Below are 22,816 nucleotides of genomic sequence, written 5' to 3'. Positions count from 1 at the left end.
AGATTTTGTAAATGTCCTTTTTCTTTCAATTGAGTAGTTAAATGTACTAATTTAATTTCTTTAATTCTTAAAACATCACTAAAGTTCAACAAATGTTAAATTTTTTTGTATGAATAATAATTTCATTTCGTTTATACTTTTTATTAAGTATTTCAAAATAGCATTTCAAGAATGGAGTGCCTGTGCTTTACTTTAGTTTAATTTTTTTAAGTATTTTGTAATAGAAAACAGGGTTATTAATTGTTTTTTCGGAGACATTATAAGATTCGTTGACTCTATTTAGAGGTGATTGTAAAAAATTTAAATAAAAGCTATAACTCTAATCTGAGTTGAGTTGTATTTCAGTGTTGTGTAATTTTGATATCGGAAGTAAAGCATTTATCCTCTCGTGAAGTATTTTGCTTTTGGAGGTGATTGCTACTTTAATGCTTTTAAGTTGCTTTTTTTCGTTTGGATTTGTCTTTTCTGTAATAATAAATCTTTTTAAATGGATGAGGATTACGTGATAATCGTGCCATTCCCCAAGCATATTCAACAAGAAAGTCTTGTCAGGAATCAATTTGTTTTGTTCATCTAAATTGAAGATTTTATCATTGTATTGGTACACTTTTAATCGTTTTCGAAATTCATGAATCTGGTTTTTTTTATAAGCATCCTTACTGATTAATTTTCGCGTCTTATTTCTTATTTTATTGATGTAACGATACGCTTTTTTGCTGCTTATTTTTGTAAGCACAGGAATGATTTTGGGATACTTTTCTTTTAGCTTTTTAATTAGGGGTTTATTTACAATCGTAAAGAATTTTTTTACTAATTTGGTTTCTAGCCTTTTTAGTCGTTTGCAATATTTTCTCAGTAAATAATAGGTAGGTTCTTTTTCAAGAATAATTTGTTCCAGTTGCAGTTCTCTGACTTCTCCGGCTACTCTAAAAATCATTTTAAAAGGTTTAAAGGTTTCCTTTTGTTTAAATTTTTTGGAACAAAAAGCCATTAATTCAAATAATGCTTTTATCTTTTTGATCTCCACGCGGAGTTCGTGGAAAGTTTCTACGGTATACGATAGTGGTTTTTTTTTAAATAAGAGGTTTAAGGCACTTTTTCGTTTTTTAAAATATGTTTGAAGTGCTTTCATTTTACAGTCTTCTAATTGGGGTTTTACTAATAATTCCTTTTACTAAATTCAGAAAATTCAGGGTTAAATCGCACAGTAAGATGTAGTAGTAAATATACTAAAAAATGCTTATTATAGGCAATTAAATGCTTTAAAATCAATGTGTTGATGGATTGTAAAATTTTGCTGCGTTAGTTTTGTGCATAAAAAAACCGAAAATCACTTTTCGGTTGTTGTTTCTGAAATTTTTTAAATTTTTATTTATAATAAATTATTTTTTAGCATTCATTTCCATGTAATCTAAAGTTAGATTTGACATTGCTTTCATTCCTAATACAAAACCACTTTCATCAATGTAAAAATCGGGAGTATGATGCGAGGCCGTTTCAGCTGCATTCGTACCTTTTGGCATACCGCCCAAGAAAAAGAAAAACCCTGGAATCTTGTCTTGGTAATACGAAAAATCTTCAGCTCCCGTCGCTGCGGGTGCTAACAAGATATTATTTTTTCCTGCGACTGATTCTAATGTAGGAACCATTTTTTCGGTCAAGATTGGGTCGTTATAGGTTATTAATGTTTGCTTTGTGATACTTACTTCGGCAGTAGCTCCAGCACTTTCCGCAATATTAGTAGTGATTTGTTTTAATCTGTTGTGAATCATTTCCTGTACTTTTTTATCCAGTGTGCGTATTGTTCCGGCCATTTCAAGTTCTTCGGGTATAATATTGCTGCGTACGCCAGCTGTAATTTTTCCTACACTAACCACAGCAGCGGATTCAGTAAGATTTACGTTTCGGCTAACAATGGTTTGTAAGCCTATTATTATTTGCGAAGCTGTAACAATGGGGTCTATAGATTGCCATGGGCTGGCGCCATGTGATTGTTTGCCTTTTATTTTTATTTTGAACCAGTCTGAGGAAGCCATAGCGCCTTTTGGTCGGTAATTAATTTTGCCTACTTCCATTTGAGCACTGATGTGTAAGCCAAAAATTACATCTACTTTTGGATTTTGAAGAACGCCTTCTTTTACCATTAATGCCGCTCCACCTTCTTCTCCCTCTGGAGCGCCTTCTTCAGCAGGTTGAAAAATGAATTTGACTGTTCCTTTTAATTCACTTTTAATAGATGCTAAAATTTCGGCGGTTCCCATCAGCATGGCTATATGTGAATCATGTCCACACGCATGCATAACTCCCACTGACTGACCGTTATATTCGCCATCAACTTTAGAAGCAAAAGGGATGTTTACTCTCTCTTTTACCGGTAATGCATCCATGTCAGCCCTAAGAGCGACAACAGGCCCTGGTTTTCCTCCTTTTAGAATTCCTACAACACCAGTTTTTGCAACCCCAGTTTGTACTTCAATACCTAAAGAACGCAAATGCATTGCTATTTTTTCGGCAGTTTTAAATTCCCTGTTTCCTAATTCTGGGTTTTGGTGAAAGTCTCTGCGCCATGTAATAACTTTGGACTCTAAAGATGCAGCTTTTTGAGTAATTTTAGATTTGAGAACTGAATTTTGGGCAGAAGCAAAAAAAGAGAAAGCGAATACGCCTGTAAATAAAATAATTTTGTTCATTAGTTGAGGTGGTTTGGTTTAGTACTAGTTATTGTTTGAAAAGAAATTTCGAATGTTTTATTAGTAGGTAAAGTCAGTAAAACAAATATAGCAAAATTATTATGTCGTACTGTAAATTTAAGGGAGTACTAACAAAACATCTTATTTTAAAACAGATACAAAAAAACCGCCTCGTTTAGTTTCGTTGCGGTTGTTGTACTTTTACTGTTTCGGGTTCTTAAGTTTGCTTTTAAATAGTTTTTCAAACTTTTCCATTTTTGGTTGAATTACCATTTGGCAATAGGGTTGCGTTTTATTATTTTGATAATAATTTTGATGATAGGATTCGGCTTTATAAAACTTGGTCAGCGGTTCTAAAGTTGTTACAATAGGAGTGTCATAAATTTTAGCTTTTTTCATTGCATTTATTATCGTTTGTGCTGATTTTTTTTGTGTTTCATTTTTATAAAAAATAGCAGAACGATATTGTGTGCCTACATCTGCTCCCTGACGGTTTAAAGTCGTTGGATCATGTACCGTAAAAAAAACTTTAAAAATTTCATCTAGATTTGTTACGTTTTGATCATAGGTAATTTGAACGACTTCGGCATAACCGGACCGTCCCGTAGACACATCTTCATAAGTAGGATTCACGTTCTTACCACCTGCATATCCTGATATTGCTGATTTTACACCGTTTAGATTTTCATAAACCGCCTCTACACACCAATAACAGCCACCGGCTAATGTTATGGTTTCAAGAGGAGATTCTTTTGTAGCTTTATCAGCTGTTTTGTTTTGTGCAAATACACTACATGTAGTCAATAGGCACACTAAAAATAAGTTTTTCATGTTATTTGGTGTCAGGGATAAAGTCAAGTGCAATAGAGTTCATACAGTATCTTTTTTTGGTTGGTTCTGGTCCGTCATCAAAAAGATGTCCTAAATGCCCGTCACATCTTCCGCAAAGAGCTTCAATTCTTTCCATTCCCAGTGAATTGTCGGTTTTATAAACCACGCTATTTTTATTGTCTTGCTCAAAAAAGCTTGGCCATCCACAATTGCTCGAAAATTTGGCGCCAGAACGAAATAATTTATTGCCACAGGCTGCACAATAATATGTTCCTTTTTCATCCGTGTTCCAATACTTCCCTGTAAAAGGTCTTTCCGTATCGGCATTGCGGGTTACTTCGTAGACATCTTCGGGTAAAACTTTTTTCCATTCGGCATCACTTACGTTAAGTTTTGTCATATCGGTATTTGAATAATACGGATTTCCTGGTTTTTTTAATGAATTTTCCATTGCGATAGGGTTTTTTGTATTGGCTTGTTTTTTTGTTGTTTGTGCACAAGCGGTGAACATAAATAAAGGGATTAAGAATAATACGCTTACTAATTGAGTTTTTGTTTTCATTTTTTTAAATTTATACCACAAAGGTAAAGCGCTTCTAAAAGTTTAAATGTCGCTTACTTTGCAATTTGTTTTTCTTTTAATTAAATTTCTTGTTATAATTTACGATTAAAAGATTCATTTGGATTTGCTATTAACAAAACCTTATAATTATAAAATCATTCGCATGTTTACAAGATGTTTTTTGAATCCTGCTTTCTCATAGGCTTTAATTGCAGAAAGGTTTTCACTGTAAACATCCAGCCTTAGTTCAAACACGTTCTGTAGGTTGCACCATTCTTTCAGCGACTTGATAATTGAATTGTTTACTCCTTTTCCTCTGTGATTAGGATCGGTGTACATAAATCCTAGATAGGCATAAGTGGCATGATTCAAATAGGGTTTTGCTACCTCAATACGGGCATACCCAGAACCAATAAGCTTGCCATTTATCTCGGCTACTACTACTTTTATATGCGGTGCTGAAATCATTTTCTCAATGTCGTAATAATGAATTTTACCTTCTTTTAGAGTAGGATCAAAAGGCCGTTCAGCAGTAATAATCCCTTGTTCAAATTCAAGAAGTTTTTCTAAATCGGTAACATTTGCTTTTCGGAGGATTATAGTGTTCATTGCGTTATTTATAATTTTTATAAAAATACAAAAGAAACATTGAAAGTATAGTGCTAATTTTATTGAGATAATGGTAAAATAATTCCAGTTCAACAAATCGAAACAGAACGTTAAAGCCCCCGTCCTTAAGTATCTTTTTTGTATTTTTGACCTGAAATATATTTATATGTTAGAAGAAAACGTAATATTAGTTAATGAGAAAGATGAGCAAATAGGGTTAATGCCTAAGCTTGAAGCGCATGAAAGAGCGGTCTTACATCGTGCTTTCTCGGTTTTTGTTTTAAACAATGAAAACGAAATCATGTTACAACAGCGGGCAAGTCAAAAATACCACTCTCCTTTGTTGTGGACGAATACTTGTTGCAGTCACCAGCGGGAAGGTGAAACGAACATTCAGGCAGGGAGTCGAAGGTTGTTTGAAGAAATGGGCTTTGAAACAGAATTAAAAGAACTTTTTCATTTTATATACAAAGCTCCTTTTGACAATGGTTTAACAGAACATGAGCTCGATCATGTGATGATTGGTTATTATAATGAGGTTCCAGTTATTAACCCAGAAGAAGTTGAAGCCTGGAAATGGATGAAAATTGAGGATGTAAAAGTGGATATGGAACTTCATCCAGAATTTTATACGGTATGGTTTAAGATAATTTTTGATGAATTTTATCATTTCCTTGAAGAACATACGAGTCCATTAAATACAAGAAGCGCTAAATTAAAGATCTAAATCATTTTTTTTTATGAAAGTTACTATTTCACGAAAAGCCCATTTTAATGCGGCACATAGATTATACAGGAAGGATTGGACTTTCGAACAAAATGATGCGATTTTTGGGAAGTGTAATAATCCTAATTTCCACGGCCATAATTATGAATTAATCGTCAGTGTTACTGGAGCAATTGATCCAGAAACCGGTTATGTCATGGATGTTAAATTCCTGAGTGACATTATTAAAGAAGATGTTGAGAATCAGTTTGACCATAAAAACTTAAATCTTGACGTTCCAGAATTTCAGGATTTGAATCCAACAGCTGAAAATATTGTGGTTGTTATTTGGAATAAAATTAGAAAAAGAATAAAGCCAGAATTTGAATTAGAAGTAGTTCTTTACGAAACACCTCGAAATTTTGTAACCTATAAAGGACAATAATGGTACTAAGAGTAGGAGATACAATTCCTGATTTTATTGCAAAAGACAGTAATGGGAATAATTTTGACAGTAAAAATATTGTGGGTCACAAACCCCTTGTTATATATTTTTATCCAAAAGATAATACTCCGGGTTGTACTGCACAAGCCTGTAGTTTTAGAGATCAATATGAAGATTTTAAGGATTTGGGCGCTGAAGTTATTGGTATAAGTAGTGATAGTGTTGCTTCACATCAACAATTCAGTTCACAATTCAAACTGCCCTTTATTCTTTTGTCAGATGCTGATAAAAAAATCAAAAGACTTTTTGGTGTTCCATCGGGAATGTTTGGTCTATTACCAGGTAGGGTAACGTATATTACAGATAAGAAAGGAGTTGTGCAAATGATTTTTGACAGTATGCTGGCCACAAAGCATATTCCTGTAGCTTTACAAGCTATCAAAAAATTAGTATCTTAAATGATATCTTAATTATTCATTGTAATCTTAGTTTAGCAAATGAGTTGTTCGTTTTAGTTTAATGCAATAGATTCTTATAAAATGGATTCGATGCATGCTACAACTCTTTTATTTCGATTACTATTGAAATTTTAGTTTCTTAATCTATAAAATTCTATAGTTTTATTAGTGTTTTGGAAATTTTTTAAATAGTATGCAAGAACGTAAGGCTTTACAATGTAAAGGGCGAAGTGGTTTTGATTCTTGTTGGTATGAATGTATTCATTCTCAATGGAAAAGCTTCAATTTTAGAAATTTACATTTCATAGTCGGTAATAGAAAGATTATGTGTACTTTTGCAGACGCAAATTAAAATTCAAATTTTAAAATAATAAAAATGGCTAACGTTAAGAATTTAAAAAAAGACATCAACTACGTTTTAGGAGATATTATTGAAGCAGTTTACTTGTTCGAAATTTCTACTACAGGAAAACCTACAACAGAAACTAACGCTTTAATCGACGAAGCTATCGCTGCTTTTGACGCTTTGATCACAAAAGTGAACGCTAAAAAGGTAGAGGATAAAAAAGCACACTTCAAACAAATTAATGTTGAATTGGAACAAACTGCTAATCAATTGATTGCTAAAATCAACGAATTGTAGTCAAAAAAAACGCAAAAAAAGTTTGAATTTGTTTTGGAAAATAGAAATTCAGACTTATATTTGCACCCGTAATGAGTCGCCAGCGTAGCTCAGTTGGCTAGAGCAGCTGATTTGTAATCAGCAGGTCGTGGGTTCGAGTCCCTCCGCCGGCTCTTAATAAAACCATCTAACTTTTGTTAGGTGGTTTTTTGTTTTTAATACCTTCACAATTGAAACATGTTTTAATTACATGTCATAATTTTTTTGTTAAATTTGGAAACTAATCTAAAATAACTAAATTATGGAAGAACATTCAGGTATTGAAAATTTCGAGATGAGATTAAGTGAGTCTGCTAAAGATTTTTTGAAGGAGACAGCCAAATGGGCTTATTTTTTATCTATCCTTGGTTACATCGGAATTGGTTTTATAATTTTTGCCGCTTTATTTGCTGGGACCTTATTCTCTGCTATGGGCAAGATAAATCCTGCCATGGGAGCAATGGGATCATCTTTTGGTATAGTAATGGCTTTTGTGTATTTTTTAATTGCGTTGCTTTATTTTTTTCCAGTGTATTATTTAAATAAATTTGCATTAAATGCTAAAATGGCATTCAAGAATAACGATTCCGAAACATTGACTACGTCTTTAGAATATCTAAAATCACATTATAAATATATTGGAATTATGACATTAGTTGTTTTTTCGCTCTATCTCTTGATGTTTGTAGGGATGATCGTGACAGGGATTGCTTTTAACAATGCTTAAACGGGTTTTATAAATGAAATGTTGAGGTTTAGTTTAGCTTCAGGATTCTATACTTTTTGACAAAAAAAATCATCTTGGTATATAGCAAGATGATTTTTTTTGTATTGTAAGATTAAAATGCAGCTTTTAAAGCTGTTTATTTTTGGTTCTTAATGCTGGTAACATATTCTGTTAATTTCTTGCCATAATGAGACTTTGCTACTTTGGGTGACATTGATTTTTGAATTGTATCTAAATATTTGATATTAATATCATAGATGTCTGATAAGGCAATGTACGGTGCCACTTCAAAGTTTCTGTTGTTTAACGCAAAATTAGTAGCAAATAAATATTTTCGTTTGATATTAGAATCTTGTTTTGCACTGAGGCTATCAACTGCTTTTGTGTTTTGACTTTTTATTGCATTGAATTTTTTTTCAATTAAGGTCAGATTTTCATCAGTGAAACGGGTGCTGATTTTTTTATATTCTTCAAATATTTTTTGATTTTCTGAACCTGTGATTTTTGCATCAGATAAATACCGGTCTAAACTAGTTTCAATAGTTATAGCTCCGGGTTCAGCAAAAAAGGATAGATTATTGTCTAATGAATTGCTAACGCCTCTATCCAAGAACAAATAGAGCATCTCTGGCGATTGAAGAGTAAGATCGCTCTGAAAAGAAGAACTTCCATCAATGATAATAGTGTCGATAGCCACTAGTGTAGTATCAACAATCCTTTGAATGTACAAGGTCCCTTTTTTTAATCCTTTTATATTTCCAGTAATATGTAAATTAGTTTCGGATTTATTCTTGTTGCAAGACACTATTAGTAGGAGTGTAACGAAAGTAATAATTGATTTTTTCATGTGGGGTTAATTTTTTTTGGAATATGGTGTCACCATTCCGTTATGATTTTTTTTGAATGATGGTTATTTTATTTGTATTTCTATTTTGGCGCAAAATAAAGAAAAATGTTGGTAATATTTTGGTGTCGAGGTCAAATTTTACAAAAAAAACCCCAATCTATTTCTAAATTGGGATTTAATGAATTAATTTTTAACTTATGCTTTGAGCCAAGCTTCTTTTAAAGCCTTTTTTGTTGTATCAGTGGCCTTAAGTCCTTCTTTTTCTTCATAAGGAAGTTTTATTTTTCCTTTTATTACTTGTTCCTTACCGTCACGTTTTATTTTAATTGTGATAGCTTCGTTTTCTTTCCATTTTTGACTTTCAGTAATCATTTCATAAATATTGTCTAATGAATATGGTTTGTCATTAAAGGATAGTAAAATGTCTCCTCCTTTTAAACCTAAATTGCTATAAAAAACATTCAATTCCATGTTTGGAATTACGATGATTTCTTTTGTTTGTTGGTTGACAGTAATGTAGGGTGATTGCCCCTTTAAGAAAACATTTGCAGGTGCTTTTTGCATTGATTGAGTAACACCAACTTTAGCTAAATAATTTCCGTAGGGAATAGGTGTAGTACCCGATACATAAGTAGTTAAAAAAGTTCCAACTTCTGGATAAGTTAGTGATGTTATTTTTGCGAATAGCTCATTGTCATTAAAGGGTTTAGATGCGCCATACTCGTTAGATAATTTTTGCATCAAATCCAAAATTCCTTTTTGACCGTTGCTTTTTTCTCTAATAATGATGTCCAGACACATTCCTATTAGGGCACCTTTTTCATAAACGTTTAAATATTGTGTTTTGTAAGGTTCTGTTAATACGTTGGCACTCATTGTAGTAAAAGGCATAGTGTCATTCATAGCATTGGCATGTGTAATTTTTTCTGCTATACGAGTGTAAAATTCCTCTTCGGTAATTAAGCCTTGGTTTATTTGGAAGAGATTAGCAAAATATTCTGTTACGCCTTCATACATCCATAAATGTTCCGACATTTTAGGAGTGTTGTAATCAAAATAGTGAATCTCTTTAGAATGAATGGATAATGGGGTCACAATATGGAAGAATTCATGAGATACAACATCTTTCATTGATTTTACCAATTCTTCTTTTGGCATCATTTCAGGTAAAACTACCGTTGTAGCTGTAGGGTGTTCCAACGCTCCAAATCCTTTAGCATCAGTGTCTTTCATGCTTGATAAATACAATAATACTGTGTATTTTTTTGTAGCATTAATTTTCCCTAGAAAGGTTTTTTGCGCAGTCATCATTGTTTTCATTTCTGGAGTGATGCTTTCTGCAGTTACTTTTCCAGTTGGAGAATAAACCCCAATTAAGATTTCCATGCCATCAACAGTAAAAGTTGTGTAGTCTGGTTTTGCATACATAATTGGATTCTCTACTAACTCAGCATAACGTGCTGTATGGAACACATCATTAGTTGTGCTAGGATCTTGATCCGTCATAGAAGTAGCCCCCCAAAGCATTTCAGGATGTGCTATACTTACCTGGTATGGAAGGTCTTTTTTATCTTGAAAATACCCTACAAAACCATGCATGTTGAGCATAAAGTTTTTACCAACCTCTATATTTGTTCCCGCTGGGGAAAAAATGTCATTGTTACCAAAGCCGCCACCTTTTTCAGTATCAAAGGTGTCGTTTACTAAATAGGTGATCTTTACTAACGTTTTTGCATTCTTGATTGTCCAAGTGTTTTCATCCGTTTTTGCAGTAGCAAGAATATTTCCTTTACTGTCAAATGCCTTAAAATCTTCAATATATTTCCCATAATCATCAATAGAATACGTTCCTGGAACAATTTTAGGAACACTATAAGTTACTTCTTCTAAGATAATTTTTGGTGCTGTAATGCTGACCATTACTTTGTCATCTTTAATGTCGATTAAATTGATTCCCACTTGTACAACATCAGAAACAGATTTTGAGGTTTTAGTCGCCGTAGTAGCAGTTTGACAGCTCCAAATAGCTGAAGCAAATGCTAATGCAAAAATTATTCTTTTCATTTTTTGTGATTTTATTTTTAGTTATTAGTCCCTTCAACACTATAATTGTTACATCTTACAGTGATTTTACAAAGGTTATTATGGAGTTCGGTAACCCTTTCGATATTGGGAGATCAGAATTACTGTAAGAGTTTCTGTTTTCTGTGTTGTCTCCTTTGATTTCTTTAAAAACATGATTCATATTTTCAATTAAAACAAGTTCGGACTCTGGTTTTGCTTTTTTTAATAATGCAGCATCTTCTACAGAGACTTGTAGGTCTTTGGTTCCGTTTATAATTAAAACGGGGATTTTTAGTTTTGTAATTTCTAATTGTGGATTGTATTTTATCCAAGAAATCATATAGGGCTGCACGCTTTTTCTAAAAACAGAGGCTAACATTGGGTTTTTTAGTTCGAAAGTTTTTCCGGTTTTAAGAATGACAAAATTATTTTCCACTTCCTCTTTTAAAGAAGGGGCTTGTTTTGTTATTTGTTCTACAATAACGTCATCAATAGTTCTTCCGGCTCCAGCCAATGAAATAAAAGCATCCGCTTTACCATTTGCCGCAATCATTCCTATTAGAGAACCTTCGCTATGTCCTGCAATTATTATTTTGTTGTATTTCTTTTGATTTTTAAAAAACAATAAAGCGGTTGTCGCGTCGGTGATGAAATTATCAAAAGTAAGCGTTATTTCATTTACCGTTCCACTCTTCATTTGTTTAAGGATTCTTTTATCATAGCTAAAAACCGCAATATCATTTTTAGTTAATTCTTCTGATAAGTATTTCAATGAATTGTTGATTAGTCCTTTTTGATTGCCGTCTCTGTCTGTAGGTCCTGAACCTGCAACGAGAATAACAAGATTTGTCTTTTTGTTTTGTTTTAAAGGAGAATACAACGACCCTTTTATCAATGAATTTATAGTAACTTCTTCTTTATTAAAAGATTTAATTGCTATTTGGGTTTGTGAATAACCGAGTATCGAAAACAATGTCAGGAGTAAGAATAGTGATTTTTTCATTTTATTTCGCATTTAATTTGTTGATTGTCTTTTCTGGATTTTCAACTTCGATAATTAGTTTAGTATAATAGGACTCTTTGAGTTCGACTATAATTGCATTTTTTTTATTGCAAACATCCCAAAAGTTGCGTTTTCCTTTCCTAATGTAAGTTCCAGCAGTAATAATCCATGGTAATTGGGTACCTGGCATTTTCCAACCAATCCAAAAAGTAAATTCATCGTTGCTTTGATACGCCCGAATGATTTTATCTTTCGGTACTCGAATCTTATTTTCAAAAGCCCAAAATTTATGACTTCCAAGGATGTCAAAAATAAATTCATTTTCGTTTGATGTTACTGAAACCATAATTACATTTTTTGAGACCGCTGTTTTAAAACAAAAAACTCCCGAATATCAGGAGTTTTATTTTAATCTAATTTATTTTTTATATAATATTTACCATCTAAATCTTCGTCAAAATCATCGACTTTAATAGGTTTTGGTTTTGGTTTATTTGCGGTAGCTTTCTTTTTCCACATTTCAAATTTTTCTGCCGGCATCTTCTTTTTCATGATCTCAAGAATCTCTTTTTCAGCCAGACCAAATTCTTTTTTTATGATTTCAAAAGGATTTTTTTCTTCTAAAGCCATTGTAACAAGTTTTTCTGTTTGCTCCCAGTTCAATTCTTTTCGGTTACTCTTTTTCATCACGTGAAAATTAATTCAAATAAGTTGTTAATGATTAATAAATTACATTTCTAATTTGTACCAATATTAAGAAAAAAAATAATTAGATTTTCTCAAATGGTCATTTTTTTTATACTTTTTACTTATTTTCTTTCAATGGTTGTTTTTGAAAGGGTATTTTTAATAAATTTTTCAATTCATTATGTTCTTCGGGCCTCGGATGAGTATCGATACCATAAATGATTTCTTCTTTTGAAAGAGTCCTAAAAGTACCAAATAAACGGTCCCAAATCGAAAAGATATTACCATAATTACTATCCGTGTACGGCAGAACATGATGATGGTGTACTTTATGCATGTCCGGGGATACAATAAAATAACTTAAAATAGTATCTAATTTTTTTGGAAGCGATATGTTAGCATGATTGAATTGCGTTGCCACTACGGATAACGTTTGGTAGAGAAAAACCATCCACATGGGACTTCCTATGATTAAAACTCCAAGGGCAGTAAATGTAAACCGGATAACACTTTCGCCAGGATGATGTCGGTTTGCTGTTGTCGTATCAATCCAAGTATCGGTATGATGTATCAAATGAAAACGCCATAAAATTTTGGTTTTATGTTCTACCAGATGCACCAGATACGCACCAATTAGATCCAGTAAAAGCAATCCAACAAATGCATAAAGCCATACCGACATTTGAGGTAGCCATTGTAAAATTCCAAAATTATGGGCAATTGTCCAATCAGCTGTTTTTAATAAAATAAAAGCCAAACAAAAATTGACTAGGATAGTGGTAAATGTCATGAAGATATTAATCCCGGCATGATGCCATTTTTTATACGAGAAGTTAAAAAGAGGAAAAGCATTTTCGATCAGCCAAAAAAAAGTGATGCCACCCACAAGAATTAAGCTTCTATGGCCTGATGAAATAGTAGAAAAATAAGTAATAATGTCATTCATAATTCAGGTATTTATTTCAAATTTAATATTTTTTTCTGAAATACTTATTTGATTACTCGGAAAGTAAGATTTATTCGAGGGGCAATAGGTTTTGTAGTTTTTGGAATCTGATGTTTCCAGAAATGCTGTGTTGTTCCTTTCATGATGATTAAACTGCCGTGTTCAAGAACGATATTTTTCTTTAGTTCTTTTTCGGAATTGTGTTTCAGCTGAAAAGTTCGTTCTGCACCAAAACTCAACGATGCAATTACAGGATTTATTCCTAATTCTTTTTCATTGTCAGCATGCCATCCATTACTGTCTTTGCCGTCTCGATAATAATTCAGTAGTACTGAAGTAAAATTTGTGTCAGCAACCTTTTCGACTTGTGATTTTAGTTTCTGCAAAAGTACATTCCAAGGATGCGGTTGCATGATGATATTAGAATACGAATAAGGTTTTCCTTCATTTCCAAATAAAGCTGTTAAACGAGGTTGTGGGTAAGTTTTTCCGTATACCCGAATTTCATCTTGTTGCCACGGAACCTCTTTTTCAAGTTCAGCAAAAATTATATTTGCTGTCGGTTTGTCAAAAAATTGTGGGTAATAGATGATTTCAGCGTCAGGTAAGAGGAGAACTAATGGTTCAGATGTGGAGTCGAATAGTGATTTCAAAAGATTAAGTATATTGGTAAGCCCAGAAAATTAGAAATAATTGTAACGGCATTCGTAAAAACAAAGCCCATTTTGGCAAACCCATTCTTGCTTTTTTATCCAAATACATGTACAAGTGGGTAGGAAAAATAGCAATTAATAGGGTTATAACTCCCCAAGCAGCATAGGTGGAAAGTAACGTAATACAAAGTGCTACGGACAAAAGTATTTCGGCTATTCCACTTAAGTAATTTAATAATTTTGGATTCGGGAAATACGGCGGAATAATTTTCAAATACAATTTAGGATTTCTGAAATGGTTTATTCCTGCTAAAAAGTAAATGAAAGCCATCACATACAAATGCCAAGGTAAATTCATAATAAAGTTATTTATGACGAATTTATAAAAATTTTAATGAAATTTGAGCAATTGTATTGAAATAGCAATTAGGCTCTTTTTTTTAGGCTAACATTCATGATTACAATTGCCAAGATGATTAAAATTATTCCAATCCATTGAATTAAACTCACTTTTTCATTCAAAAGAAAATACGCCATTAGGACTGATACCGGAAGCTCTAAAGCGGATACGATACTACCTAAACCAATTCCTGTAAGTGGGAAACCAGCATTGAACAATAAAGGTGGAATTATAGTCCCAAAAAGAGCTAATATTATTCCCCATTTCATGAAAATTTCAAAATTGAAAGGAGCTGTTTGTGTTGCTATTGCAAATCCGGTCACGATTACAGCACCACCCAATAGCATGTATAAACTGCGTTGTGCAGAGGAAATATGTGTAGCCACACGATTTGCGGTAAACATTGTAGTAGTAAAGGAAGTTGCTGCCAAAAGCCCTAAAACAATCCCACGCCAGTCTATTTCAATTTTGCTTTGGATAAGATTTGTGGCAAGTGCAGTTCCGATTAATACAATAACGACAGCGATTATTTTTTGTGTGGAAGGTCTCTTTTTTTCTAAAATCATTTCGAATAAAACACCCATCCAAACGGTTTGCATCAATAGAACAATAGCAATGGAAACCGGAATATATTTTACGGCTAAATAATAAAAAATACTGGTCATCCCCAGAGAAGTTCCAGCAAGCATTAATTGAGAAATATTTTTCTTAGATGCTTTTATAACGTCATCTCCTTTTTTAATTTTTTGAAACAGATTAATAAAAAGCATTCCTGTGATTCCATATACAAATTGTGCAATCGTAACTTCGGGAGTGGTGAAGCCTTCGCCGTACGCTATTTTTACAAAAGTAGCCAGCATACCATAACTTGTTGCGCCCAGTCCTACTAAGAAAACTCCTTTTAATACATTGTTCTTTGTCATTTTTTTCGATTTTAAAAAGCGGGCAAAGATAGGGTTTAGTTCCTAGTAATGAGTTATAAACTAGGTGTTAATATTTTAGACCTAAATTGTGTTTTTATTTCGCTTAGAAATGAAGGGATTATAAATTTCATTATTAGATTACTAAGATGAAAGCGATTTTTATTTCACTTTTGTATTTATTAAATCACTTAAATGTAGGCGCAGTGCATTTACGGATATACTAATTTCCCAAAAAGATAACGCCAAGGAAATCAATAATCCTAATAAACTCAACCCAAAGAGATAGATTCCAACCGTTTGCTGTTCCAAGAATAAAAGGAGCATTGCAAAAACGGATAAAAACAGACTCAAAACACCTGCCATTTGCATATTTCGAATCAATGTCAAGCGCAAATTGAGATTTTTGATTTCTAATAAAATGATATCATTGTGTTTTTCGGTATAGGTTTTTTTTAATCCCCTTACAATTGTAGCAATAGTCAAAAATCGATTGGTGTATGCTAATAAAATCAAAGAGGTCGCACCAAAAAGTAGGGCCGGAGTTTCTATGTGTAAAGTCATATTTGCTTGTGTTTTGGAATTGTAATGATTCTCAAAGGTCGTTATTCTTTATAGAAATAGGGCTTCAAAGGTTGCTAATTAGAGCAACCTATAATTTTTTTTTTGATTTTGAGTAACGTTTTGTTTTATAGGACTACTAAATGGGTATTACATATTCAAACAATGAAAAAGAATTATTTACTTAGTATATTTTTTCTAGGGGCTGTATTTACCCTCACAGCTCAAGACGCGCCTGGAAAAGCAGTGGAATTGAATGAAGTTGCAATAGTGAAAACTAAAAAAGCAATAGAGCAAAAGGCCGATAGAACCATATTTGATTTTTCCAGTCAGCCCAGTCTAAATTCTGGTTCTGTATTGGAAGGGATTAAAAAACTACCCGGTCTTATCGCTTCGGATGTTGCGGGAATGCTGTATCAAGGCAAACAATTAGATGTTTTTATGGACGGAAGACCATTGAATATTACCTCAAATGAGTTGAATTCTTTTCTGGAGGGAATGCCTGCCAACGCTATTGAAAAAATTGAAATCATAACACAGCCAGGGGCGGAGTTTCCAGCTACTTCGGGTGGTGCGATTATGAATATCATTACCAATAAAAATGCCAAGAATTATTTAAGTGCGACCTATACCAATAGTACTAATTTTACGAGTTACGACTATTTGCGGTGGAGAGTCAATAATAGTTTGTTGTTGAGTGCTAAGAATAAATATTTTGGATGGCAATTGAATGTAGGACAAAATTATAGAGAAACGGCGGTGTGGACATCATTGACAAAAAAAGAAAACAATGCAACCTCATTGCTTTCGGCTACATCTGCAGCTCGTATCGGGCGCACTAATTTTGCTAAATCAGCGCTGACTTTCGATATAGGGAACGATCGCTTATTATTTAATTATGATGTAAACTACAGTAACAACAATAGTAATACAATAGGAAATGGACCTGGATTCAGCACAAATGATGATTCCTACACGGATGCTTTGCGTCAGGATTTTGTTATTACTTTCCAAAAGAAGTTTGAGGATAAAGCCAAAAAATTAGATTTCAGATTCAATTATAACAGCAATCAGAATGATTTTGCACTGAATTCTAGAAAAGAGAATGTGGTACTATTAGATAATGCCTCAACACAACGATTGTATAACGCCAAATTTGATTATTCACAACCCATTGCATTTTCTGATGAAGGGAAAATAAGTTTTGGAGGTTTGTATGAAGCACTTCTTTTTGAAACCCAAAACATGGAAATTGTCAATTTGGATTATCAGCGTAAAACGGCAGCTGCTTATGGTGAACTACAATCTAAATTTGATAAGTTTAATTTTATTTTGGGTGGAAGAGCTGAGGATTATAATATTACTGGAAAAACCAATACAGCCGAGTTGATTCCATTCCAACAATTCCGTTTTTTTCCAAATGCAAGCGCCCAATATAATTTTAGTAATTCGGTTTATTTTAATGTCAATTACAATAAGAAAATTAGTTTGCCAAGCACTTCCGCTTTAAATCCAAACAACACGAATTACCAAAATCCAAATGTAGATTATTCTGGAAATCCTAATTTGCAACCTACGATTTTTGACAATTATGAAGCCAAATTGAGTGCTTTTGATTACGCTTTTATCGGGTATAATGTGAGTTCTGCTCAGAATCAAGTAATCAACAGAGTGTTGCTTACAGACAATGTCGTTGTGAATACTAGTGTAAACGTTCCAAACATTAAAATTCACAATTTTAATGTCGGTTTGCCTATTCCGTATATGTTGTTTACAAAGGGGCTGAAAGAAACGTTGAAGATGGATGTTAATCCGGATACCATGAACTTTTTATATGTGTATACGGCGTATCAGTTTCATCAGATCCCGGGAATTACGACTCATGGTTTTTGGATGTTCAATTTGATGTCTCAAATTCTGTTGCCAAAAGGCATCAAGTTTGTTGCTAATTTTAATTACATCGTGCCTAAGGGAAATTATTTTTATTTTATTGCTGAGAAACCCTTTAATAATACCTTAGACTTAACATTTTCTAAAAAATTCTTCAAGGATCAATTGTCGGTTTCGATAAGTGCGGATGATGTCCTCAATTCCAATCGATTTTTGTTCAGCTCCTACGATACGCCTTTGTTATTGGCGAATAAAAATGATACGCGTCGTTTTGGGTTTAGCGTAAATTATAAAATTCCAACCAAAAACAAATTGGCCAAAGAAGATCCTAATTTGTTAAACAAAGAGAAAAAAGAAGAGGGAGGCCTTTTAAATCAATAGCGATATTGTTTTTTAGCAGGGGATGCTTTCTATTTGAAGTGCCAAATTGTATTCGATTGTTTTTGTTCAAAGCGACCGTTTGGTACTTAATTGTTACCTTTATTATTATTATTATTATTATTTAATCCAGTTAAATTTTTGTTCAATAATTCTGTTTTTTTCTTCTTGAACGAATTTTAAGTAGGCAGTGGCTACTGGTGAAAATTTCTTGCCTTTTAACCAAATTAAATTCCAGTTGGATTGAATTGGCAGGCCGTGTACCGCAATAATTTGTAAGTCACCGTTATGGAGTTCGTTTTTTATACCGATTAATGGCATGATAGAACATCCAAGTCCAGCGATTACCGCTTGTTTTACCGCTTCATTGCTAGTAAGAACCATTTTTTTTAGGACCGTCAATTGATTGTTTTCTATAAATTTTTCCATGACATATCTGGTTCCTGATCCTTGCTCGCGATAAATCATCGGTAAGGTTTCTATGATTTTTTTATCTTGAATGCCATTCCCTATTTTTTGATCCATGTTAGCAACAAGAAAAAGGGAATTAGGCATAAGCTCTACTTTTTCAATTTGCAGGGTTTCTGGCAGAACGGAAACCAAGGAAAAATCGACTTCGTTTTTTTCTAGATTTTTCAACACTTTAGTCTTATTGGTCACATCCAATATTAATTCAACGCCCTGATGTTGTTTCAAAAATTCAGATAAAAAATAGGGAATGACATATTTCCCTGTGGAGACTACGGAAATTTTTAATCGCCCCGCTAGTTGTCCTTTAAACGCCATTGTTTTATAATTAATGGCATGCACTTCATTTAATATCTTCTCGGCAGCTATCGAAATTTCTTTACCAAAATCAGTTACATATAGTTTTCTGCCAATAACTTCTGTTAGGGGAACATCAAATTGGTCTTGAAAATTTTTTAATTGAATCGATACTGCGGGTTGTGAAAGATGCAGTTCCATCGCCGCCTTTGTAACGCTGTTATTTTGGGTGATTTTTAAAAACACGTGTAGCTGATGCAAGGTATAGTTCATAAATATTTTTTATGTATATCATTACAAATATAAATAAAAATATATGAATATCCGGTTTTACCTTTGTGTGAAATAAATGAGTAGGTATGAAAAAAGAGAATAAGAACAAAAAAATCAGTTTGCTGTTTGCTGTGGTTTGGCTAATTTGTGGACTACTATTATCAATACTGGATCATACAAACATGTTTTGTATAATTTTATTAGGAACAGGAATCTTTTTTAGTACCTACATGTTGATGAAGAATGAAAAATCTAATCTGTTATAAAAAAAGCTATGAAAAAAGAATATCAATTTAAATTAATTGAAGGTCAATTTGAACCTTCCGAGGCAGGGAAAGTCCTCTTTTCTTTGATAAACAGTAAAATTAATTTTCATAATTTGGAGGTATTTAGCAGCCAGATACGATACAATCAAGAGAATCTACATTCAAAAATCAGACTTGAAGCCCTTACAGATGCTTCTGAATACATCAAAGAACTGATTGAAGAAGCTTCGGCAAAGGATCTGGTATTAAGAATTGACAGTGTGATTCAAATCGTTTTAACTTCCAAAATAAAAACAGAAGTGAATGTTTAAAGATAGGAAATTGCTAATTGCAACGAAACATCACAAAGAGCAGGTAATTGCTCCCATATTTGAAAAAGGTTTGGGCGTTCACTGTTTTGTACCTCACAATTATGATTCGGATATTTTCGGAACTTTTTCGGGAGAAGTGGAACGAAAAAATAGTGCATTAGAAACCGTAAGAGCTAAATGTTTATTGGCAATGGAGCAATTTAACTGTGATTTGGGGATTGCTAGTGAAGGTTCTTTTGGTTCGCATCCCTCTCTTTTTTTTGCTCAGGCTGATGATGAACTTTTACTTTTTGTAGATAAAAAAAACAATTTAGAAATCGTTGTTAGAGAACTCAGTCTGAATACTAATTTTTATGGAGCAACAATCAATACTAAAGAAATGCTTCTTGATTTTGCGGATAGGGTTAAGTTTCCGACTCATGGAATAATTTTGAGAGCCAAGCAGGGGGATCTTACTCCTATAATTAAAGGCATTACTACACGCAGTCAGTTAGAAGAATCTTTTGAACATTTAAGTAGTGTTTTTGGGAGCGTTTATGCCGAAACCGATATGCGAGCCCTCCATAACCCCACCCGGATGGGTGTGATAAAGATAGCGGCACAAAAATTACTAGAAACCATAAAAACAGGATGTCCCAGTTGTAAAACGCCTGGTTTTAGCATTACAGCAGTTGAGTCTGGCTTGCCTTGCTCTTTGTGTTCAACACCCACTCGTTCTACGCTGAGTTTTATTTACACTTGCCGGAAGTGTACTTTTAGTTTGCAAAAAATGCATCCTCATCAAAAAACAACGGAAGAACCCGGTTATTGTGATGCCTGTAATCCTTAAATTATGCCTGTAATACGTAATTCGATTTACAATGCCGTAGCGCTTTTAAATAACGACCAAATCATCGGTATTCCTACCGAAACGGTTTATGGTTTGGCAGGAAATATTTACAGCCAAAAAGCCATCCAAAGTATTTTTACGATTAAGCAAAGGCCTTCTTTCAATCCCTTAATCGTCCATATTAAGTCGTTACAGGACTTGCCATTAGTAGCAAGAGACATCCCAGAAAAAGCATTGGAACTGGCAGCTGCGTTTTGGCCGGGGCCTTTAACGTTAGTATTAAAAAAACAAAGTTCTATTCCGGATCTAGTTACAGGTGGCAAAGATACCGTGGCCGTGAGGGTTCCGAATCACCCGCTGACTTTGGCTCTTTTACAACAATTAAGCTATCCGCTTGCCGCACCAAGTGCCAATCCTTTCGGTTCTATTAGTCCAACAAAGGCGGAACATGTCAACGCTTATTTCCACGATACTGTACCAATGGTTTTAGATGGCGGTGCATGCGAAAGGGGAATTGAATCCACCATCATAGGATTTGAAAACGGGGAGCCTGTTGTATACCGATTGGGATCTCTTGCAATTGAAGATATGATAGCAATTGTGGGTACTGTTAAAATTATGACCCATGACGATACTACACCTATAGCACCTGGGATGCTTTCCAGGCATTATGCGCCATTGACTTCGACCCTTTTAACAGCAAATGTCCTTGAGTTGCTTGAAACCTTTTCAAATCAAAAAATTGGGGTGTTAGTATACCAAAATGGGATTTACGATCCAAGAATTACAGCAGAAGAAATTCTATCACCCAAGGGCAGTTTAACCGAAGCTGCTTCGGGATTGTATGCCGCTATGCACCGATTGGACAGCCTAAATCTTGACTTCATTATTGCAGAACGATTTCCAGATATTGGTTTAGGCAGAACGATAAACGATCGATTAGAAAGAGCTACTAAAAAATAATATATGAATACTATTATCAGAAACGCAACGGTAGTTAACGAAGGTCAAATACGTGTTTTAGATGTGTTGCTTTCAGGGGAAAGAATTGAAAAGATAGCACCTGTAATTGTGTTAAACGCTGCAAAAAAATACATTGAAATTGATGCGACAGGGCTCTATCTGCTTCCGGGTGTAATTGATGATCAGGTTCATTTTAGAGAACCCGGACTAACCCATAAAGGCACAATTTTTTCAGAGTCAGTCGCCGCTGTAGCGGGAGGAATCACCTCCTTTATGGATATGCCTAACACGATTCCTAACACGCTGACTCAAGAGTTATTGGAAGAAAAATACACGATGGCGGCTGAGAAATCTATTGCTAATTACTCGTTTTTTATGGGGATTTCGAAGCATAACTTAGAAGAAGCTTTACAAACGGATACCGAAAATGTATGTGGGATCACTGATGATGGACTCTATTTTAACAATGACGAAGGAATTCTAGCGAATTATCCAGATTTTTTAGAGCAGCTTTTTTCAAGAACAGATACGCTTATCGCCTTGCACAGTGAAGATGACGCAATTATAAAAGCAAATATCTGGAAGTTCAAGCTTCAATATGGGACCGACATTCCTTTTTTGTACCATTCCCTGATCCGCGATGAACTTGCTTGTGTAAAAGCGACCAAAAGAGTGCGGTCGATTGCTAAAAAACACGATACGCGCTTGCATCTGTTTCATATTTCAACTTTGGCGGAAGCTGAATTATTTGATAATACGGTACCCATTCGAGATAAACGAATCACCGCCGAAGCTTGTATACACCATCTTTGGTTTTCGGATGCCGATTACTCTAAATTGGGTTCCAAGATTAAATGGAATCCCTCTATTAAAACAAATCAGGATCGAAAAGGTTTAATGCAGGCATTGCTAAACGATAGAATAGATATTATTGCTACGGATCATGCTCCCCATACTATTGCTGAAAAAGCAGGAAATTATTTCCAGGCGCATTCAGGCGGCCCTTTAGTACAACACGCTCTTCTAGCAATATTAGAATTATTTCATCGCGGTGAAATTCCTTTGGAGAAGGTAGTCGAAAAAATGAGCCATAACGTAGCCGAAATTTACAGAATCAAAGAAAGAGGCTTCATACGAGAGGGCTATTTTGCCGATTTAGTTCTAGTTGATTTAAATAAAGAACAGGAAGTAACCACAAGTTCTCTTTTATACAAATGCAAGTGGTCTCCTTTTGTAGGACAGGTTTTTAAAAGCAGCATCAATTCAACTTTTGTAAATGGAAATGTAGTGTATGAAAAAGGACTTGTCCAAACGGATATAAAGGGGAAAAGATTAAAATTTGAAAAGATAAGATAACCAAAATGTATACAA

General features: G+C 33.8%; 26 protein-coding genes and 1 tRNA gene. 11 read left to right on the top strand and 16 right to left on the bottom strand.

Annotated features, from left to right (window positions below):
• Window positions 1-319: 319 nt before the first annotated feature.
• From AC0608_RS01090 to AC0608_RS01070, 5 genes are all read right to left on the bottom strand, one after another.
• Entirely contained in the window at window positions 320-1,132 is an 813-nt protein-coding gene (locus AC0608_RS01090) for a CHAD domain-containing protein (RefSeq protein ID WP_478287830.1), read from the bottom strand.
• Between the two features lie 250 nt (window positions 1,133-1,382).
• Entirely contained in the window at window positions 1,383-2,690 is a 1,308-nt protein-coding gene (locus tag AC0608_RS01085; protein WP_478287829.1) for an amidohydrolase, read from the bottom strand.
• 201 nt (window positions 2,691-2,891) lie between these two features.
• Window positions 2,892-3,521 (bottom strand): peptide-methionine (S)-S-oxide reductase MsrA, encoded by a 630-nt coding sequence (gene msrA, locus AC0608_RS01080; RefSeq protein WP_417989446.1) that lies wholly within the window; start codon window positions 3,519-3,521, stop codon window positions 2,892-2,894.
• A gap of 1 nt (window position 3,522) precedes the next feature.
• Window positions 3,523-4,083 carry a peptide-methionine (R)-S-oxide reductase MsrB gene (gene msrB / locus AC0608_RS01075; RefSeq protein WP_478287828.1) on the bottom strand — a complete coding sequence of 187 codons (561 nt, stop codon included), beginning with the start codon at window positions 4,081-4,083 and terminating at the stop codon, window positions 3,523-3,525.
• 147 nt (window positions 4,084-4,230) lie between these two features.
• Window positions 4,231-4,692 (bottom strand): GNAT family N-acetyltransferase, encoded by a 462-nt coding sequence (locus AC0608_RS01070; protein ID WP_478287827.1) that lies wholly within the window; start codon window positions 4,690-4,692, stop codon window positions 4,231-4,233.
• A gap of 166 nt (window positions 4,693-4,858) precedes the next feature.
• Here AC0608_RS01070 and idi point away from each other — a divergent pair, with 166 nt between their 5' ends.
• From idi to AC0608_RS01040, 6 genes are all read left to right on the top strand, one after another.
• On the top strand, window positions 4,859-5,419 hold the full coding sequence (gene idi / locus AC0608_RS01065) for an isopentenyl-diphosphate Delta-isomerase (protein ID WP_417958399.1): 561 nt from the start codon (window positions 4,859-4,861) through the stop codon (window positions 5,417-5,419).
• 13 nt (window positions 5,420-5,432) lie between these two features.
• The gene (locus AC0608_RS01060; RefSeq protein WP_417958398.1) at window positions 5,433-5,843 is read left to right on the top strand and encodes a 6-pyruvoyl trahydropterin synthase family protein; all 411 of its coding nucleotides are present in this window, start codon (window positions 5,433-5,435) and stop codon (window positions 5,841-5,843) included.
• Window positions 5,843-6,301, top strand: coding sequence for a peroxiredoxin (locus AC0608_RS01055; RefSeq protein WP_478287826.1), 459 nt, complete (start codon window positions 5,843-5,845; stop codon window positions 6,299-6,301). Before AC0608_RS01060 ends, AC0608_RS01055 begins: the two co-directional genes overlap by 1 nt.
• A 376-nt stretch (window positions 6,302-6,677) precedes the next feature.
• Window positions 6,678-6,944, top strand: a complete 267-nt coding sequence (locus AC0608_RS01050; protein ID WP_073209770.1) for a hypothetical protein — start codon at window positions 6,678-6,680, stop codon at window positions 6,942-6,944.
• Between the two features lie 78 nt (window positions 6,945-7,022).
• Window positions 7,023-7,096 (top strand) — tRNA-Thr (locus AC0608_RS01045).
• A 128-nt stretch (window positions 7,097-7,224) separates the two neighbouring features.
• Complete coding sequence (locus AC0608_RS01040; RefSeq protein ID WP_478287825.1) at window positions 7,225-7,689, top strand: hypothetical protein; 465 nt, start codon at window positions 7,225-7,227, stop codon at window positions 7,687-7,689.
• Window positions 7,690-7,825: 136 nt separating this feature from the next.
• On the opposite strand, the gene AC0608_RS01035 is transcribed toward AC0608_RS01040, so the two are convergent.
• The 10 genes from AC0608_RS01035 to AC0608_RS00990 all read right to left on the bottom strand — a co-directional run bounded on the left by AC0608_RS01035 (window position 7,826) and on the right by AC0608_RS00990 (window position 15,773).
• Window positions 7,826-8,536 carry a DUF4369 domain-containing protein gene (locus AC0608_RS01035; RefSeq protein WP_478287824.1) on the bottom strand — a complete coding sequence of 237 codons (711 nt, stop codon included), beginning with the start codon at window positions 8,534-8,536 and terminating at the stop codon, window positions 7,826-7,828.
• Between the two features lie 195 nt (window positions 8,537-8,731).
• Window positions 8,732-10,600, bottom strand: a complete 1,869-nt coding sequence (locus AC0608_RS01030; RefSeq protein WP_478287823.1) for a M61 family metallopeptidase — start codon at window positions 10,598-10,600, stop codon at window positions 8,732-8,734.
• Between the two features lie 55 nt (window positions 10,601-10,655).
• On the bottom strand, window positions 10,656-11,603 hold the full coding sequence (locus AC0608_RS01025) for an alpha/beta hydrolase (RefSeq protein ID WP_478287822.1): 948 nt from the start codon (window positions 11,601-11,603) through the stop codon (window positions 10,656-10,658).
• 1 nt (window position 11,604) lies between these two features.
• Window positions 11,605-11,949, bottom strand: a complete 345-nt coding sequence (locus AC0608_RS01020) for a hypothetical protein (protein WP_417958392.1) — start codon at window positions 11,947-11,949, stop codon at window positions 11,605-11,607.
• A gap of 62 nt (window positions 11,950-12,011) precedes the next feature.
• Window positions 12,012-12,290: a DUF2805 domain-containing protein gene (locus AC0608_RS01015; protein ID WP_126462107.1), complete on the bottom strand. Its 279-nt coding sequence runs from the start codon at window positions 12,288-12,290 to the stop codon at window positions 12,012-12,014.
• A gap of 118 nt (window positions 12,291-12,408) precedes the next feature.
• Window positions 12,409-13,236 (bottom strand): sterol desaturase family protein, encoded by an 828-nt coding sequence (locus AC0608_RS01010; RefSeq protein WP_417958389.1) that lies wholly within the window; start codon window positions 13,234-13,236, stop codon window positions 12,409-12,411.
• Between the two features lie 44 nt (window positions 13,237-13,280).
• Window positions 13,281-13,889: an alpha-ketoglutarate-dependent dioxygenase AlkB family protein gene (locus AC0608_RS01005; protein WP_478287821.1), complete on the bottom strand. Its 609-nt coding sequence runs from the start codon at window positions 13,887-13,889 to the stop codon at window positions 13,281-13,283.
• Window positions 13,890-13,893: 4 nt separating this feature from the next.
• Window positions 13,894-14,247, bottom strand: coding sequence for a DoxX family protein (locus AC0608_RS01000; protein WP_478287820.1), 354 nt, complete (start codon window positions 14,245-14,247; stop codon window positions 13,894-13,896).
• Between the two features lie 68 nt (window positions 14,248-14,315).
• Window positions 14,316-15,212: a DMT family transporter gene (locus AC0608_RS00995; RefSeq protein ID WP_478287819.1), complete on the bottom strand. Its 897-nt coding sequence runs from the start codon at window positions 15,210-15,212 to the stop codon at window positions 14,316-14,318.
• 159 nt (window positions 15,213-15,371) lie between these two features.
• The gene (locus AC0608_RS00990; protein WP_417958383.1) at window positions 15,372-15,773 is read right to left on the bottom strand and encodes a DUF2721 domain-containing protein; all 402 of its coding nucleotides are present in this window, start codon (window positions 15,771-15,773) and stop codon (window positions 15,372-15,374) included.
• 162 nt (window positions 15,774-15,935) lie between these two features.
• Here AC0608_RS00990 and AC0608_RS00985 point away from each other — a divergent pair, with 162 nt between their 5' ends.
• The gene (locus AC0608_RS00985; RefSeq protein WP_478287818.1) at window positions 15,936-18,041 is read left to right on the top strand and encodes a TonB-dependent receptor domain-containing protein; all 2,106 of its coding nucleotides are present in this window, start codon (window positions 15,936-15,938) and stop codon (window positions 18,039-18,041) included.
• A 117-nt stretch (window positions 18,042-18,158) separates the two neighbouring features.
• On the opposite strand, the gene AC0608_RS00980 is transcribed toward AC0608_RS00985, so the two are convergent.
• Window positions 18,159-19,076, bottom strand: a complete 918-nt coding sequence (locus AC0608_RS00980; RefSeq protein ID WP_417958380.1) for a LysR family transcriptional regulator — start codon at window positions 19,074-19,076, stop codon at window positions 18,159-18,161.
• A 274-nt stretch (window positions 19,077-19,350) separates the two neighbouring features.
• On the opposite strand from AC0608_RS00980, the gene AC0608_RS00975 reads away from it, so the two are divergent.
• Genes AC0608_RS00975 through AC0608_RS00960 form a run of 4 tightly spaced genes read left to right on the top strand, consistent with a single transcriptional unit; the run spans window position 19,351 to window position 22,801 of the window.
• Entirely contained in the window at window positions 19,351-19,653 is a 303-nt protein-coding gene (locus tag AC0608_RS00975) for a hypothetical protein (protein ID WP_417958378.1), read from the top strand.
• A complete protein-coding gene (locus AC0608_RS00970; protein ID WP_478287817.1) occupies window positions 19,646-20,482 on the top strand; it encodes a DUF6671 family protein in 837 nt (278 codons plus the stop codon). The genes AC0608_RS00975 and AC0608_RS00970 overlap by 8 nt, the downstream gene beginning before the upstream one ends.
• 3 nt (window positions 20,483-20,485) lie before the next feature.
• Window positions 20,486-21,445, top strand: a complete 960-nt coding sequence (locus AC0608_RS00965) for an L-threonylcarbamoyladenylate synthase (protein ID WP_478287816.1) — start codon at window positions 20,486-20,488, stop codon at window positions 21,443-21,445.
• Between the two features lie 3 nt (window positions 21,446-21,448).
• On the top strand, window positions 21,449-22,801 hold the full coding sequence (locus AC0608_RS00960; RefSeq protein WP_478287815.1) for a dihydroorotase: 1,353 nt from the start codon (window positions 21,449-21,451) through the stop codon (window positions 22,799-22,801).
• Window positions 22,802-22,816: the final 15 nt, after the last annotated feature.

Source organism: Flavobacterium sp. GNP008, assembly GCF_056428965.1.
Note: the sequence above shows the minus strand (reverse complement) of the source record. Positions and strands in the feature narration are given on the sequence as shown.